General features: G+C 67.7%; 13 protein-coding genes and 1 pseudogene. 10 read left to right on the top strand and 4 right to left on the bottom strand.

Features of this window, described 5'->3' with window-relative positions; all coding sequences use genetic code 11:
* Nucleotide 1 precedes the first annotated feature (1 nt).
* Both OK015_RS25180 and OK015_RS25175 read right to left on the bottom strand, forming a co-directional pair.
* Nucleotides 2-565 (bottom strand): hypothetical protein, encoded by a 564-nt coding sequence (locus OK015_RS25180; RefSeq protein WP_268127193.1) that lies wholly within the window; start codon nucleotides 563-565, stop codon nucleotides 2-4.
* A 1-nt stretch (nucleotide 566) separates the two neighbouring features.
* On the bottom strand, nucleotides 567-1,658 hold the full coding sequence (locus tag OK015_RS25175) for a M23 family metallopeptidase (protein WP_268127191.1): 1,092 nt from the start codon (nucleotides 1,656-1,658) through the stop codon (nucleotides 567-569).
* A 264-nt stretch (nucleotides 1,659-1,922) separates the two neighbouring features.
* Here OK015_RS25175 and sucC point away from each other — a divergent pair, with 264 nt between their 5' ends.
* From sucC to OK015_RS25160, 4 genes and pseudogenes are all read left to right on the top strand, one after another.
* A complete protein-coding gene (sucC, locus tag OK015_RS25170) occupies nucleotides 1,923-3,086 on the top strand; it encodes an ADP-forming succinate--CoA ligase subunit beta (protein ID WP_268127189.1) in 1,164 nt (387 codons plus the stop codon).
* A 14-nt stretch (nucleotides 3,087-3,100) separates the two neighbouring features.
* A complete protein-coding gene (gene sucD, locus OK015_RS25165; RefSeq protein ID WP_268127187.1) occupies nucleotides 3,101-4,003 on the top strand; it encodes a succinate--CoA ligase subunit alpha in 903 nt (300 codons plus the stop codon).
* A 40-nt stretch (nucleotides 4,004-4,043) separates the two neighbouring features.
* A pseudogene (locus OK015_RS29350) lies at nucleotides 4,044-4,145 on the top strand (hypothetical protein); the annotation flags it as partial.
* A 68-nt stretch (nucleotides 4,146-4,213) separates the two neighbouring features.
* Nucleotides 4,214-5,740 (top strand): acetyl-CoA acetyltransferase, encoded by a 1,527-nt coding sequence (locus tag OK015_RS25160; protein WP_268127185.1) that lies wholly within the window; start codon nucleotides 4,214-4,216, stop codon nucleotides 5,738-5,740.
* Nucleotides 5,741-5,743: 3 nt separating this feature from the next.
* On the opposite strand, the gene OK015_RS25155 is transcribed toward OK015_RS25160, so the two are convergent.
* Nucleotides 5,744-6,592 carry an LLM class F420-dependent oxidoreductase gene (locus OK015_RS25155; RefSeq protein ID WP_268127182.1) on the bottom strand — a complete coding sequence of 283 codons (849 nt, stop codon included), beginning with the start codon at nucleotides 6,590-6,592 and terminating at the stop codon, nucleotides 5,744-5,746.
* 283 nt (nucleotides 6,593-6,875) lie between these two features.
* Between OK015_RS25155 and OK015_RS25150 the strand changes: the two genes are divergently transcribed.
* The 6 genes from OK015_RS25150 (at nucleotide 6,876) to OK015_RS25125 (ending at nucleotide 14,900) form a co-directional block, all read left to right on the top strand.
* Nucleotides 6,876-7,730 (top strand): DUF5336 domain-containing protein, encoded by an 855-nt coding sequence (locus OK015_RS25150; RefSeq protein ID WP_268127179.1) that lies wholly within the window; start codon nucleotides 6,876-6,878, stop codon nucleotides 7,728-7,730.
* Between the two features lie 39 nt (nucleotides 7,731-7,769).
* The gene (locus OK015_RS25145; protein WP_268127177.1) at nucleotides 7,770-9,191 is read left to right on the top strand and encodes a cell division protein PerM; all 1,422 of its coding nucleotides are present in this window, start codon (nucleotides 7,770-7,772) and stop codon (nucleotides 9,189-9,191) included.
* Nucleotides 9,192-9,273: 82 nt separating this feature from the next.
* Nucleotides 9,274-9,903, top strand: a complete 630-nt coding sequence (gene purN / locus OK015_RS25140) for a phosphoribosylglycinamide formyltransferase (protein WP_268127175.1) — start codon at nucleotides 9,274-9,276, stop codon at nucleotides 9,901-9,903.
* Nucleotides 9,904-9,911: 8 nt separating this feature from the next.
* Nucleotides 9,912-11,495 (top strand): bifunctional phosphoribosylaminoimidazolecarboxamide formyltransferase/IMP cyclohydrolase, encoded by a 1,584-nt coding sequence (gene purH, locus OK015_RS25135; RefSeq protein ID WP_268133077.1) that lies wholly within the window; start codon nucleotides 9,912-9,914, stop codon nucleotides 11,493-11,495.
* A 44-nt stretch (nucleotides 11,496-11,539) separates the two neighbouring features.
* On the top strand, nucleotides 11,540-12,925 hold the full coding sequence (locus OK015_RS25130; protein ID WP_268127173.1) for an ATP-binding protein: 1,386 nt from the start codon (nucleotides 11,540-11,542) through the stop codon (nucleotides 12,923-12,925).
* Complete coding sequence (locus OK015_RS25125; protein ID WP_268127170.1) at nucleotides 12,918-14,900, top strand: vWA domain-containing protein; 1,983 nt, start codon at nucleotides 12,918-12,920, stop codon at nucleotides 14,898-14,900. The genes OK015_RS25130 and OK015_RS25125 overlap by 8 nt, the downstream gene beginning before the upstream one ends.
* Here the strand turns inward: OK015_RS25125 and OK015_RS25120 are convergent.
* On the bottom strand, nucleotides 14,897-16,252 hold the full coding sequence (locus tag OK015_RS25120; protein WP_268127168.1) for a hypothetical protein: 1,356 nt from the start codon (nucleotides 16,250-16,252) through the stop codon (nucleotides 14,897-14,899). The genes OK015_RS25125 and OK015_RS25120 overlap by 4 nt on opposite strands.
* Nucleotides 16,253-16,254 lie beyond the last annotated feature (2 nt).

Raw genomic sequence — 16,254 nt, 5'->3', positions numbered from 1 at the left:
ACTACCGTTGCAGCCAGCGTTTGGTCTGCGGGTGCATCGCCAACACCACACTGGCGATCGGGAGCAGCGGGAAGGCGTGCACGATCCACGCGACGCGTGCGCCGGCGATGAACACGCCGCCATAGGTCAGCACCGCAACCACCGCCCCCGTCGCGATCAGGTAGCGGCCCACGGCCCGACGTTGCAACAGCGCGATGACGCCGGCGACGGTGGTCGCCGCGAAGGTCAGGGCGAGAAACGCGATCGCGATGCAGAATAGGCGGTCGGTCCGCCACCAGCCGGCGATCAGATCGGTGGCCACCACCGACGTGGCCCAGCCGCTGACGATGCTGACCGCAGCGGCCCCGACCGCCGTCCGCGAACTCGACTCATCGACCGGGCGATCCGGCACCGCGTTGCGCGCAGCCGCGCGAGTGGCTTCCTGATCGGCGACCGCCTGGCGCGGCAGATGCGTGGTCGGGCTTTCCGGGATCGAGGGAATCGGTCCGGTCGGAGCACGCCGGATGATCCGCGTCCGTGATTCGGCGGGGGGCTCAGAAGGCGAAGGGTCGTTCGGCGCGGTCACCTCAACCAGCGTAATTGCCGACGAAAAGTCCTCGCTTGGCCAGCCACGGCACCGGGTCGATTCGTTCGGAGCCGCCCTGCAGCACCTCGAAGTGCAGGTGTGGGCCGGTGGAGTTGCCCCGGTTGCCCATGGTGGCGATCTGGTCGCCGGCCATCACCCGCTGGCCAGCGCTGACCAGCGCGGTGTTGATGTGGCCATACAACGTGACAGTGCCGTCGGCGTGGAGCAACTTGACCCACATTCCGTAGCCGGCGGTTGGGCCGGCGTCGATGACGACGCCGTCGGACACCGCAACGATCGGCGTTCCGATCGAGTTGGCGAGGTCGATGCCGGCATGCAGCACGCCCCAGCGATACCCGAAGTTCGACGTGAAGATCCCGTGGGTGGGCATGACGTACAGCGGCTGCTGCAGTCGCGCTTCGCGCTGGGCGCGATCGTTAGCAAAGGCCACGCCCTTGGCGAATTCTTGGTTGTGCAACGCGTTCGCGACGGGCTGGACCGCGATCACCTGGGGGCCGCGGGTGGCGTTGCCGCTCGTCCCGCCGATCAGGGCCGACGCGTTAGCGGTCAGCACGGTCTCGGCCTTGGTGGTTTCGGCCTGGCTGGTCGCGGTGTGCGCCGCCGCGGCCGCGGCGCCGGCGGCCATCGCGGAGATCAGCACACGACCCTTGGCCGCGCTGGTCGGCTGCTTGCGGTGTTGCCCGCCGCGGCGGGCCATACCGATGACGTCGGTGACGTCCGCGCCAGCCGGATGCGAGTCCGCGCCGAGCTTGAGGGCGAGCTGGGTCAGGCCCTCGTTGGCGGCCACGGGGGCGGGGGCCGCCAGGCGCAGCGGGGTCTGATCGTCGATCTCATCCAGGTCGTCCAGCTCGGGCGCGAGCAGCACCTGTGCTTCGTAATCGAATGTGGAGTCGTTGCTCAGGTCCAGGTCGTCGAGTTCGCCGGAATCCGCGAAGTCCAGGTCGTCGAAGTCGAATCCGTCCAGCGGCAGGATCTCGGTGACTTCGTTGCGGTGCGACTGCGCCCAGCTCTCGCGGTGGGGGCGGCCTCCTCCTGACAACGCAGGAGAACGCGCAAGACGGTGTTGGGACAAGCTGAAATGTCCTCGTATCGTGACCATAACGTTATCTGGACTTTAGGACGTTATCCGTTTACCGATCCGACTGGCAACCTCGGCGCAGGATTGTGAACTGGATCACGTTTAGTCCTCATTCGGCGTGTCGTGAGCTGCGCCACATCGGTGGATGCGGCGGCAGCGGCGATTTGGAGTGTGGATACAGTTCCACCGTGCGAGTTGCCGATTCCGGCACCGCCTACCTGTAGGCCTGTAGTCAAGTCGAGCGAAGACAGTGAGTTCATGGACCTTTTCGAGTATCAAGCGAAAGAGCTGTTCGTCAAGCACAACGTACCTACTACGCCCGGTCGGGTCACCGACACGGCCGAGGGCGCGAAGGAAATCGCGACGGAGGTCGGTGCGCCGGTGATGGTGAAGGCGCAGGTGAAGGTCGGCGGCCGCGGCAAAGCCGGTGGCGTGAAATACGCCGCAACACCCGACGACGCCTACGAACACGCCAAGAACATCCTCGGCCTGGACATCAAGGGCCACGTCGTGAAGAAGTTGTTGGTCGCCGAGGCCAGCGACATCGCCGAGGAGTACTACATCTCGTTCCTACTCGACCGCGCCAACCGCACCTACCTGGCGATGTGCTCGGTCGAGGGCGGCATGGAGATCGAAGAGGTGGCCGCCACCAAGCCCGAGCGGCTGGCCAAGGTGCCGGTGGACGCCGTGACCGGTGTCGACCTCGCGACCGCCCGTTCCATCGCGGAGCAGGGTCACCTCCCGGCCGAGGTCCTCGACGCCGCGGCGAACACCATCTCCAAGCTGTGGGAGCTGTTCGTCGCCGAAGACGCCACGCTGGTGGAGGTCAACCCGCTGGTGCGCACGCCGGACGACCAGATCCTCGCGCTGGATGGCAAGGTCACCCTGGACGCCAACGCCGACTTCCGGCAGCCCGGCCACGCCGAGTTCGAGGACCGCGACGCCACCGACCCGCTGGAACTCAAGGCCAAGGAACACGACCTCAACTACGTCAAGCTCGACGGTCAGGTTGGCATCATCGGCAACGGCGCGGGGCTGGTGATGTCCACGCTCGACGTCGTCGCCTACGCCGGCGAGAAGCACGGCGGGGTCAAGCCGGCCAACTTCCTCGACATCGGCGGGGGCGCCTCGGCCGAGGTGATGGCCGCCGGACTCGATGTCATCCTGAACGACAAGCAGGTCAAGGCCGTGTTCGTGAACGTGTTCGGCGGCATTACCTCCTGCGACGCCGTCGCCAACGGCATCGTGACCGCACTGAACATGCTCGGTGACGAGGCCAACAAGCCGCTCGTGGTCCGGCTCGACGGCAACAACGTCGACCAGGGTCGCCAAATCCTCGCTGAAGCCAACCACCCGCTGGTGATCCAGGCCGAGACCATGGACGCGGGCGCCGACAAAGCCGCCGAGCTGGCGAACAAGTAAGGGAGCCATGACCCATGTCTATTTTTCTTAACGCGGACTCCAAGGTCATCGTCCAGGGCATCACCGGTGGTGAGGGCACCAAGCACACCGCGCTGATGCTCAAGGCGGGAACGAACCTGGTGGGCGGCGTCAACGCCCGCAAGGCGGGCACGACCGTGTCGCACGTGGACCCCGTCGGCAAGGACGTCGAACTCCCGGTGTTCGGCAGCGTTGCCGAGGCGATCAAGGAGACCGGCGCCAACGTGTCGGTCGTCTTCGTGCCGCCGAAATTCGCCAAGGACGCGATCATCGAGGCGATCGACGCCGAGATCCCGCTGCTGGTGGTCATCACCGAGGGAATTCCGGTGCAGGACAGCGCATATGCGTGGGCCTACAACGTCGACAAGGGACAGAAGACCCGCATCATCGGGCCGAACTGTCCCGGAATCATCACGCCGGGCGTGGCGCTGGCCGGCATCACTCCCGCCAACATCAGCGGATCCGGCCCCGTCGGGCTGGTGTCCAAGTCGGGCACGCTCACCTACCAGATGATGTACGAGCTGCGCGATTTCGGCTTCTCGACCTCGATCGGTATCGGTGGCGACCCGGTGATCGGCACCACCCACATCGACGCCATCGAGGCCTTCGAGAAGGACCCCGAGACCAAGGTCATCGTCATGATCGGTGAGATCGGCGGTGACGCCGAGGAGCGGGCGGCCGACTACATCAAGGCCAATGTGTCCAAGCCGGTCGTCGGCTACGTCGCGGGATTCACTGCGCCGGAAGGCAAGACGATGGGCCACGCGGGCGCCATCGTGTCCGGCTCGTCGGGCACCGCGGCGGCGAAGAAGGAGGCCTTGGAGGCCGCCGGCGTCAAGGTGGGCAAGACGCCGTCGGAGACCGCGGCACTCGCCCGGGAAATCCTGCAGAGCCTGTAGCGGGAGACCGGGCGAAGCGGGTCGCCACTATCGACCCGTGGTGGTGATCGCGAGCGCGGCGCAGCCGGGCGAAGCGGGTCGCCACTATCGACCCGTGGTGGTGATCGCGAGCGCGGCGCAGCCGGGCGAAGCGGGTCGCCACTATCGACCCGTGGTGCTGCGGAGGGGCCCCGATTCGACCGGGAAACGTCTGCGGTAGATAGTTGACCTATGAATCTCGACCCGAACACTCCTGTCGTCGTCGGTGTGGGGCAGTTCACCGAGCGCATCGAGGACTCCGGCTACCGCGGGATGTCGCCGGTGGAGCTGGCGACGGCAGCGGCGCAAGCCGCACTGCATGGCTCCGGGACGGACGCCACCGCCGTCGCCGCGGCCATTGACACCGTCGCAGCGATCCGGCAGTTCGAGCTCTCCGGGCGCACACCGGCGCCGATGGGCAAGTCCAACAACTACCCGCGGTCGGTGGCCAAGCGCATCGGTGCCGCACCGGCCCGCGCGATTCTCGAGCCCATCGGCGGTCAGGGCCCCCAGCATCTGGTCACTGAGTTCGCCGGCGTCATCGCCTCGGGTGAGGCGGAGGTCGTGCTGATATTCGGCTCGGAAAACACGTCCAGCATTCGGTATTTCGCCGACCGGGATAAGCCCGACCATTCCGACACTGTCGAAGGTTCGCTCGAGGACCGGGGTTTCGGCTACGACGGGCTGTTCGACGACTACACCGTCGCCCATGGCCTGATCGGAGCGCCGGCCCAGTACGGGCTGCTGGAGAACGCGCGTCGCGGCCGGGTGGGCTTGAGCGTGGCCGAGTACCGGCGCCAGATGGGTGAGCTGTTCGCCCCGTTCACCAAAGTGGCGGCGAAGAACCCCTTTGCGTCCTCCCCGCTCGAGCGCAGCGTCGACGAACTCATCACCGTGACCGCGTCCAACCGGATGATCTGCGATCCGTACCCGAGGCTGCTGTTGGCCCGTGACCAGGTCAATCAGGGTGCGGCCGTGCTGCTGATGTCGGTGGCCGCCGCGCGCCGGCTCGGCGTGCCCGAGGAACGCTGGGTGTATCTGCACGGCCACGCCGACATGGTGGATCAGCCGCTGCTGGACCGCGTCGACCTGACGTACAACTCGGCCTCGGTCCTGGCGGTCCAGGAAGCGCTCGCCGGGGCCGGTATCGGTATCGACGACGTCTCGACCTTCGATCTCTACAGCTGCTTTCCGGTGCCGGTGTTCAACTTCTGCGACGGGACGGGTCTGGCCACCGACGATCCCCGCGGGCTGACGCTCACCGGCGGCCTGCCGTACTTCGGCGGACCGGGCAACAACTACTCACTGCACGGCATCGCCGAGACGGTCAGCGAAATGCGTGACCGTCCAGGTCAATTCGGCCTGGTCGCCGCCAATGGCGGGATCATGAGCAAGTACTCCGTCGGGGTGTACTCGACCATGCCGGTGGACTGGAAGCCCGACGACAGCGCGGCGCTGCGCGCCGAGGTCGCCGCCCGTCCCAAGCTGCCGGTCACGGTCAAGGCGGACGGTCCGGCGACCATCGAGACCTACACCGTGCGCTACGACTGGCCGGTGCACACCGGCATCATCATCGGCCGCCTCGATGACGACGGCAGCCGCTTCCTGGCTCTGACCGAGGACCCCGATCTGGTCGGGTTGCTCAGCGAGGGCGAGCCGCTCGGGGCGTCGATCGTGGTGCGGCCGACGGAAAAGGACAACCGGGCCGCGCTGGCCTGAGCCTTAGACCAGGGCGGCGAGTTTGCCGGCCAAGCGCTCAACGTAGGCGGCGACCTCGTCTTCGGACTTGTCCGGCAGACCGAACAGCACCTCGGTCACGCCGAGCTCGGACCAGTGCGCCAACTTCTCGGGCACCGGCTTGAAGTCCAGCGCCACGATCTGCGGGGCGCCGTCGCGGCCGGCGGCCGCCCAGGTGTCCTGCAGCAGCTTGACCGGCTCGTCGATGTCGAAGTCGCGCGGCGTGGTGATCCAGCCGTCGGCGCTGCGTGCGATCCACTTGAAGTTCTTCTCGGTGCCCGCGGCGCCCACCAGCACCGGGATGTGCGGCTGCACCGGCTTGGGCCAGGCCCAGCTGGGGCCGAATTTGACGAACTCGCCGTCGTATTCGGCTTCCTCTTGTGTCCACAGCGCACGCATTGCTTCGAGGTACTCGCGCAGGCAGGTGCGGCGCCGCCCGGCTGGCACGCCGTGATCGGCGAGTTCGTCGGTGTTCCAGCCGAATCCGACGCCCAGGCTGACCCGGCCACCGGAGAGGTGGTCCAGGGTGGCGATGCTTTTCGCCAGCGTGATCGGGTCATGCTCGACGGGCAGCGCCACCGCCGTGGACAGCCGCACCCGCGAGGTGACCGCGCACGCGGCGCCCAGGCTCACCCACGGGTCCAGCGTGCGCATATACCGGTCGTCGGGCAGGGATTCGTCACCCGTCGTCGGGTGCGCCGCCTCCCGCTTGACCGGGATGTGGGTGTGTTCCGGCACGTAGAACGTCTGAAAGCCGTGGTCGTCGGCAAGTTTGGCGGCGGCCGCCGGAGCGATGCCTCGGTCACTGGTGAAAAGCACAAGCCCGTAATCCATGCACAGAATTAGAACGTGTTCTACCTGTGCTGAGCAAGCTGCCCCCCGCAGACCATCGCGAAGATGGGGTCACGCGACGATCGGCCCTGGTCGCGCGCGGGCGCCGGTCGCTCCGGCACGGGCGCCCGAACGTGCGCTAGCGTGGTTGATCGATCGCGCGTAACACGAGCGCGGGCACGTCTTGGTGTTTGAGAACGGCGGGCCCTGGAAGCACAGCGTCGCACTGCAACAGTGGCGTGACGCCCGCCGAGGTCTGAAGGCATTGGAAGCAACAGGAGGACTTATGACCTACTCGCCCGGGAGTCCCGGATACCCGCAAGCGCAGCCCAGCGGCTCCTATCCGGGCGCCACACCATCGTTCGCGAAGACCGACGACGCCGCGAGCAAGCTTCCGCTGTACGTCAACATCGCGGTGGTGGTACTCGGTCTGGCGGTGTACCTGCTGAACTTCGGGCCGACGTTCGTGCTCAGCGCCGACCTGGGTCCGGCCTCGGGCGGACGCGCCGGTGACGCCGGCACCGCGGTGCTCGTCGCCGTGCTGGCCGCGCTGCTCGCCGGGCTGAGCCTGCTGCCCAAGGCGAAGAACTACGCCGGGGTGGTGGCGGCCGTCGCCGTGCTGGGCGCGCTGCTGTCGATCGCGGAGGTCATCAACACCCCGGCCGGATTCGCCATCGGCTGGGCCATGTGGCCTCTGGTGGCGTGCAGCGTGCTCCAGGCCGTCGCCTCCGTCGTCGTGCTGCTGTTGGACTCCGGAGTGATCACCGCGCCGCCGCCGCGGCCCAAGTACGACCCTTACGCGCAGTACGGGCAATACGGCCAGTACGGGCAATACGGAGCTCAGCAGCACGGCGGCTACTACGGCCAGCAGTCCCCGCAGCAGCACAACCCGCAGGCCCCCGGGGGGTACGGATCGCAATACGGCGGCTACCCGTCGAGCCAGGCTCCCACCCAGAGCGCGATCCCGACCGGCGGATTCGGTGCCCAGTCCGGACCGCAGTCGGCATCCCAGCAGGGTCCGTCCACGCCGCCCACCGGGTTCCCGAGCTTCAGCCCGCCACCGTCGGCCGGCGGTGCGGGTGGGTCCGAGCAGAGCGGCGACCAGTCGCCGTCGTCACCGTCTGGACCGGCCCCGGCCTAACCGCGGGCCCTCGCGCCTCGTCGGGCACGTGCGCCAAGAGTGACAAGGGTGTCAGAAAGCGGGGACAACCGGGCAGCGGGTGCTCGCCAGGCTCGTGACCTCGTCCGGGTCGCGTTCGGCCCAGCTGTGCTGGCGCTGGTCATCATCGCCGCGGTCACACTGCTGCAGCTACTGATCGCCAACAGCGACATGACCGGCGCGCTGGGCGCGATCGCGAGCATCTGGCTCGGCGTACACCGGGTGCCGATTTCGATCGGTGGCCGCGAGTTGGGCGTATTGCCGCTGCTGCCAATCCTGTTCATGGTGTGGGCGACCGCGCGCACCACGGCACGGGCCACCAGCAAGTATTCGTCCTGGCTCGTGGTCCGCTGGGTTGTCGCGTCGGCGCTCGGCGGTCCGCTGCTGATCGCGGCGATCGCGCTGGCGGTCATCCACGACGCGTCCACGGTGCTCACCGAGCTGCAGACGCCCAACGCCCTGCGCGCGTTCTCGAGCGTCCTGGTGGTCCACGCCATCGGCGCCGCGATCGGCGTGGGGTCTCGGGTGGGCCGGCGGGCGCTGGCGGTGGCGTCGTTGCCCTTCTGGCTGGGCGACTCGCTGCGTGCCGCGGCCGCCGGCGTGCTGGCGCTGGTCGGGCTCTCCGGGTTCGTGACGGCGGGATCGCTGGTTGTGCACTGGTCGACGATGCAAGACCTCTACGGGATCACCGATTCCGTCTTCGGCGAGTTCAGCATCACCGTGCTCTCGGTGCTCTATGCGCCCAACGTCATCGTGGGCACGTCGGCGGTCGCGGTGGGTTCCAGCGCACATATTGGTTTCGCGACGTTCAGCTCGTTCACCGTTTTCGGCGGCGACATCCCGGCGTTGCCCGTCCTGGCCGCGGTTCCCACGCCACCGTTGGGGCCGGTGTGGGTTGCCCTGCTCATCGTCGGGGCGTCGGCGGGTGTGGCGGTCGGACAGCAATGCGCGCGTCGTCCGCTTCCGCTAGTTCCAGCGCTGGTCAAGCTGCTCGTTGCCGCGGTGGTCGGGGCGCTGATGATGTCGCTGCTGGCGCTCGGCAGCAGCGGCCGACTGGGCAACTTCGGCGACGTCGGGGTGGACCAGGGTGCCTTATGGGTGGGCACCTTCTTCTGGTTCGCGGTCGTCGGCTGGGTCACGGTGGTGATGACCGGCGGGATCAGGCCCATCCGACTTAGAAGGTCCCGGCGGCCCAAATCCAAACGCGCGGCCGCGCCGCCGGCGGAGGACCCCAAGGACTTCGCGGGCGTGTTCGACGAGGCCGGCCCCGCTGCCGGACACGACATGCTGCTCGACGCCGAGGAGGCATCCATGTTCGCCGAACCGACGCTCGCCGAACCCATGCCCGGCGACCCCGCGTTCGACGCGCCGACGCCCGGCGGGCCCACCCCCGATGAACCGGCGCCCGACGAACCCGCGGTCGGGCGCGACTCCGAGGACTAGCCGCTCCCCCCGCCTGAAGCGACAACTCGGGGTTCGGCCGGTCGTATCGTCAGCGGGACATCGTCGTTAGTAGGCTCGCGATGTGGTCGAACCGCTCCGCGTGCCCCCGAGTGCGCCGGCGCGACTGCTGGTGCTGGCATCGGGCACCGGATCGCTACTGAATTCCCTGCTGGCTGCCGCCGTCGACGACTATCCGGCACGCGTGGTCGCCGTCGGCGTGGACCGCGACTGCCGGGCCACCGAGATCGCCACGGCCGCGGCGATTCCCACCTTTACCGTCCGGCTTGGCGACTACCCCGACCGCGATGCCTGGGACGCCGCCATCACCGAGGCGACCGCCGCGCACTCACCCGATCTCATCGTCTCTGCGGGATTCATGAAAATACTTGGACCGCAATTCCTTTCGCGATTCTGCGGACGCACGCTGAATACGCATCCGGCGCTATTGCCCGCATTCGCGGGAGCGCACGCGGTTCCCGAAGCGTTGGCTTACGGTGTGAAGGTCACTGGCTGTACGGTGCACCTGGTAGATGCCGGCATGGACACCGGGCCGATCCTGGCGCAGGAGCCCGTTCCGGTGCTCGACGGCGACGACGAAGAGACATTGCACGAGCGCATCAAAGTCATCGAACGGCGACTGTTGGTGGATGTGGTGGCCGCGATCGCGAACCGCGGCGTGACCTGGATCGGACGAAAGGCGACCCTGGGATGAGCACTCCAGTGACCACTGACGAATCAAGAAGAGCGATTCGCCGCGCGTTGATCAGCGTCTACGACAAGACCGGCCTGATAGAACTCGCCCAGGGCCTGAGTGCGGCGGGGGTCGAGATCGTCTCGACCGGATCGACCGCGAAGACCATTGCAGATAACGGGATTTCGGTGACACCCGTGGAGGAGCTGACCGGCTTTCCCGAGGTGCTCGATGGCCGGGTCAAGACACTGCACCCGCGCGTGCACGCCGGACTGCTGGCCGATCTGCGCAAGCCCGAGCACGCCGCGGCGCTCCAGGAGCTCGGGATCGCGGCCTTCGAGCTGGTCGTCGTCAACCTGTATCCGTTCAGTCAGACCGTCGACTCCGGCGCGGGCATCGACGAATGCGTCGAGCAGATCGACATCGGCGGGCCGTCGATGGTTCGGGCCGCCGCGAAGAATCATCCGAGTGTGGCGGTGGTCGTCGACCCACGCGGCTACGACGGGGTGCTCGCCGCGACACGCAATGGCGGTTTCACTCTCGCTGAGCGCAAGAAGCTGGCGTCGTTGGCCTTTCAGCACACCGCGGAGTACGACATCGCCGTGGCGACGTGGATGGAGTGCACCCTGTCGCCCGAGCACCCGGAGACGACGTTTCCGCAGTGGTTCGGCCACAGTTGGCGCCGCTCGGCGATGCTGCGCTACGGCGAGAACCCGCACCAGCAGGCGGCGCTCTACGTCGACCCGGCCGCTTGGCCGGGGCTGGCACAGGCCGAGCAGCTGCACGGAAAAGAGATGTCTTACAACAACTTCACCGATGCGGACGCGGCCTGGCGGGCAGCCTTCGACCACGAGCAGACCTGTGTGGCAATCATCAAGCACGCCAACCCGTGTGGCATCGCCGTCTCGTCGGTTTCGGTCGCCGACGCACATCGCAAGGCCCACGAATGCGATCCGCTGAGTGCCTTCGGCGGAGTCATCGCCACGAATACCGAAGTCAGCGTTGAGATGGCGGAGTACGTCAGCACCATCTTCACCGAGGTGATCGTCGCCCCGGCCTACGCGCCGGATGCCCTCGATGTGCTGACGCGCAAGAAGAACATCCGGGTGCTGGTGGCGTCCGAGCCGCTGGCCGGTGGCTCCGAGCTGAAACCGGTCAGCGGGGGACTGCTGATACAGCAGCGCGATCAGCTGGATGCGCACGGGGACAATCCGGCCAACTGGACGCTGGCGACCGGATCACCGGCCGACCCGGCGACGTTGAGCGACCTGGTCTTTGCGTGGCGTACCTGTCGCGCGGTCAAGTCGAACGCGATCGTGATCGCCTCCGGGGGCGCCACGATCGGTGTCGGCATGGGCCAGGTCAACCGCGTCGACGCGGCCCGGCTGGCCGTTGAAAGAGGGAATGCACGCGGCGGCGACCGCGTCGCGGGAGCGGTGGCGGCCTCCGACGCGTTCTTCCCCTTCCCCGACGGGTTGGAAACGCTGGCGCGTGCCGGAGTCAAGGCCATCGTGCACCCCGGCGGCTCGGTGCGCGATGACGAAGTGACCGCCGCGGCAGCCGAAGCCGGCGTCACCGTGTACCTCACCGGTGCGCGTCACTTCGCTCACTAAAGCCGGTGCACATGACGCACCTTTGCGGCGCGACGTAACTTGGAGTGGTGACATCACCGAGCAATCTGCCCCGAACCGTCGGCGAGCTGCGTGCCGCCGGCCATCGTGAACGGGGAGTCAAGCAGGAAATCCGCGAGAATCTGCTGACCGCGCTGGCCGAAGGTGACGACATTTGGCCGGGCATCTTTGGATTCGACGACACCGTGTTGCCCCAGCTGGAGCGGGCGCTGATCGCGGGTCACGACTTCGTTCTGCTCGGCGAACGCGGCCAGGGCAAAACCCGGCTGCTGCGCGCGCTGGTCGGGCTGCTCGATGAGTGGACGCCGGTGATCGCCGGGTCCGAGCTCAGCGAGCACCCGTACACGCCGATTACACCGGAGTGGATACGGCGGGCGGCGCAACTCGGTGACGACCTGCCGGTGGAGTGGAAGCACCGCAGTGAGCGCTACACCGAGAAGCTGGCCACCCCCGACACCAGCGTCGCCGACCTGGTCGGCGACATCGACCCGATCAAGGTGGCCGAGGGGCGCAGCCTCGGCGATCCGGAGACCATCGCCTACGGACTGATTCCGCGCGCGCACCGCGGCGTCGTGGCGGTCAACGAACTGCCCGACTTGGCCGAGCGCATTCAGGTGTCGATGCTCAACGTGATGGAGGAACGCGACATCCAGGTCCGTGGCTACACACTGCGCCTGCCGCTGGATGTGTTGGTGGTCGCCAGCGCCAACCCCGAGGACTACACGAACCGCGGTCGCATCATCACCCCGCTCAAGGACCGGTTCGGCGCCGAAATCCGCACCCACTACCCGCTGGAGCTCGACGCCGAGGTCGGCGTCATCGTGCAGGAGGCGCACCTGAGCGCGCAGGTTCCGGAATACCTGACGCAGGTGATCGCCCGGTTCGCCCGCTACCTGCGCGAGTCCAACTCGGTCGACCAGCGTTCCGGGGTGTCGGCGCGTTTTGCCATCGCCGCCGCGGAGACCGTCGCCGCCGCCGCTCGGCACCGCGGTGCCATCCTCGGCGAGAGCGACCCGGTCGCCCGAGTTGTCGACCTGGGCACCGTGATCGACGTGCTGCGCGGCAAGCTGGAATTCGAATCCGGCGAGGAGGGCCGCGAACAGGCGGTGCTCGAACACCTGTTGCGCCGCGCGACCGCCGACACCGCGTCTCGAGCGCTGGGCGGCATCGACGTGAGTTCGTTGGTCGCCGCCGTGGAGGGCGGCTCGGCGGTGACGACGGGCGAGCGGGTCTCGGCCAAGGACGTGCTCGCCGCGGTTCCGGGGTTGCCCGTGGTGGAGGAGATCGCCGACCGGCTGAACGCGGAATCCGAGGGCGAGCGGGCCGCGGCGTTGGAGCTGGCGTTGGAAGCGCTGTATCTGGCCAAGCGCATCGACAAGGTGTCCGGGGAGGGCCAAACCGTCTATGGCTAAAGCGCACTCATCGCGATACTCGGCGTACACCGGCGGGCCCGACCCGCTGGCTCCGCCGGTGGATCTGCGCGAGGCGCTCGAGCAGATCGGGCAGGACGTCATGGGCGGGACCTCCCCGCGCCGGGCGCTGTCCGAGCTGCTGCGTCGCGGTACCAGGAACATGCCCGGCGCCGACCGGTTGGCGGCAGAAGCGAACCGCCGTCGACGGGATTTGTTGCGCCGCAACAACTTAGACGGAACTCTGCAGGACGTCAAAAAGCTGCTCGACGAGGCGGTACTGGCCGAGCGCAAGGAACTGGCCCGCGCGCTCGACGACGACGCCCGCTTCGGTGAACTTCAGCTCGACGCGCTGCCGTCCTCGCCGGCCAAGGCCGTCCAAGAACTCGCCGAGTACAACTGGCGCAGCGACGAGGCTCGCGAAAAGTACGACCAAATCAAGGATTTGCTTGGCCGCGAGATGCTCGACCAACGCTTCGCCGGCATGAAAGAAGCGCTGGAAGGCGCCACCGACGAGGATCGCCAGCGCGTCACCGACATGGTCAACGACCTCAACGAGCTGCTGGACAAGCACGGCCGCGGTGAGGACACGCAGCAGGACTTCGACGACTTCATGGACAAGCACGGCGAGTTCTTTCCGGAGAACCCACGCAACGTCGATGAGCTGCTGGACTCGCTGGCCAAGCGCGCCGCCGCCGCGCAGCGCTTCCGCAACAGCCTGAGCCCGGACCAGCGCGCCGAGCTCGACGCGTTGGCGCAGCAGGCATTTGGCTCCCCGTCGCTGATGCAGGCCTTGAACCGTCTCGACTCGCACCTGCAGGCCGCGCGGCCCGGCGAGGACTGGATGGGTTCCGAGCAGTTCTCCGGCGACAACCCGTTCGGGATGGGCGAAGGGACTCAGGCCCTCGCGGACGTCGCCGAACTGGAACAGCTGGCCGACCAGCTTTCGCAAAGCTATCCCGGTGCCACCATGGACGACGTCGATCTCGACGCGCTGGCGCGCCAGCTCGGCGACGAGGCCGCCGTCGATGCGCGGACCCTGGCCGAACTGGAACGGGCACTGGTCAATCAGGGCTTTTTGGATCGCGGTTCCGACGGCCAGTGGCGACTGTCGCCGAAGGCGATGCGCAGACTCGGTGAGACGGCGCTACGTGATGTGGCACAACAGCTTTCCAGCCGGCGTGGCGAGCGCGATCTGCGCCGCGCCGGGGCGGCGGGGGAGCTGACCGGTGCGACCCGGCCCTGGCAATTCGGCGACACCGAGCCGTGGAACATTCCCCGCACGCTGACCAACGCGGTACTGCGGCAGGCGGGCACCGCGACACTGGACAGCGCGGATCCGGTCCTCAAGATCGCCGTCGACGACGTTGAGGTGTCCGAGACCGAGGCGCGCACCCAATCAGCGGTGGCGCTGCTGGTCGATACCTCGTTTTCGATGGTGATGGAGAATCGCTGGTTGCCGATGAAGCAAACGGCGCTGGCGCTCAATCACCTGGTGTCCACCCGGTTTCGCTCGGATGCCTTGCAGATCATCGCATTTGGCCGTTATGCCCGGACCGTGACCGCCGCCGAGCTGACCGGTCTGGAGGGGGTCTACGAGCAGGGCACCAACCTGCATCACGCGCTGGCGCTGGCGGGCCGTCATCTGCGCCGCCACCCCAACGCGCAACCCGTCGTGCTGGTGGTGACCGACGGTGAGCCGACCGCGCACCTCGAGGATGTCGGCGGTGACGGGTCGTCCGTGTTCTTCGACTACCCGCCGCATCCGCGGACCATCGCGCACACCGTGCGGGGGTTCGACGATATGGCGCGCCTCGGTGCGCAGATCACGATCTTCCGGTTGGGCAGCGATCCGGGGCTGGCGCGGTTCATCGACCAGGTCGCACGCCGGGTCGAAGGACGTGTTGTGGTGCCCGACCTCGACGGCCTGGGCGCGGCGGTGGTCGGCGACTACCTGCGCTCGCGGCGCCGTCGTTAACGCGTTGCCGGGCTGGCGGTGTGCCAGCCCGCCGTGGCGGTGAGTGAGAACTCGCTCAGTGTGCTCGAAATCTGTTGTCGCAGATCCTCATTCGAGTTATCGCGACCCAGCTCGTAGGCGAGGACCGAGACGAAGACCTGTCCGTGTATTCGTCCCGACACCAACGCCAGCGCGCCGTTGGTCTGGTACATCGTCGCGTTGGTGACGCCCGGGTACAAAGACTTCAGCGCGAAGTAGTCGGCGTCGGTGCCGTCCGGCCGATTGGCCGCCGCGTTGATCGCCCCGAGGTTGGACGACACGACCGTGGTTGCACTGCCGGTGACCACGCTGATCAGTTTTCGGAAGACCCGCTTCGGGATCAACGGGACCAGCGGCAGCAATGCCCAACGCTCGTCGGGCAGATCCTGCTGGCGGATCAACGCTTGTTTGATCGCGGCCCGGATCTCGCGCAGGTCTGTCGTCGCGGCGGCCGGTTCGACCTTGACGTCGACGTTGGTCACCGCGTTGGCGCGAGTATCGCCCGGGGCGCGCTCGTTCAGCGGCATACTCACGGTGACCGAGCCGTCTGCCGCGATCCGTCCCACCCGTTGGGCCAGGCGGGATGCCAACCCCGCGAGCAGCGTGTTGCTGGTACCGCCGAGGGACTGTGCGCGGGTGTCCCAGTCGTCGGCGTCGAAGAAGAGCATTGCCGTGGGGATGGTGATGCGTTCGTTTGGTCTGCCGGGTGGTGCCGGTCGTTGTCTGGATCCCGGGGTGGCGGCACCGTCGTTGCCGCGCCGGGCCATTCGCACCGCGGCTATCACGGCGCGGCCCATATCCGCGGTATCGCCTGAGGTTTGGCGAGCGTCCTGGCGCAGCGCCTGCCAGCGCCGCCGCGATGCCGCGGCCGGCCAGCTGATCGCGTCGCCACGTCCGCATGCCGCGTCGACCAACGCCTCGCAGAGGCCGACGCCGTCGGTGAGGCAGTGTGTGACAACGAAACTCACCACCGCACCGCCGTCGGTTAGCGGCAGCACCGCCAGGTGCCATCCGGGGCCGTGTTCGGCGTCCGGCCGCTTACCGACCTGCCGGTCGAGCCACGCGTCGATTTCGTCACGCGGTCGAGCCGTTGCGGAGATCTCCAGGCTGGGCCGATCGGCGGCCGATACCCAGCGATGACGGCCGAACGGCAATGGGGATCGTTCGATCCGGCGCGATAGCCGTCCCCGCCCGAGATGGTGGTGGAACTTTCGCAGACCGTCGATATCGACGCCCCGCTCGTACACCCAGATACATTGGAGCACGTTGGTCGTTGCTGTCGACCGCTCGCCGAGAAAGAGTGTCTGGTCGGCAAAATCCAGCACGTTGCTCATCG

Origin of the sequence: Mycobacterium sp. Aquia_216, assembly GCF_026723865.1 — a bacterium.
In the GTDB taxonomy this organism is placed as follows: Bacteria; Actinomycetota; Actinomycetes; order Mycobacteriales; family Mycobacteriaceae; genus Mycobacterium.
This window is presented reverse-complemented; position numbering and strand designations above follow the sequence as displayed.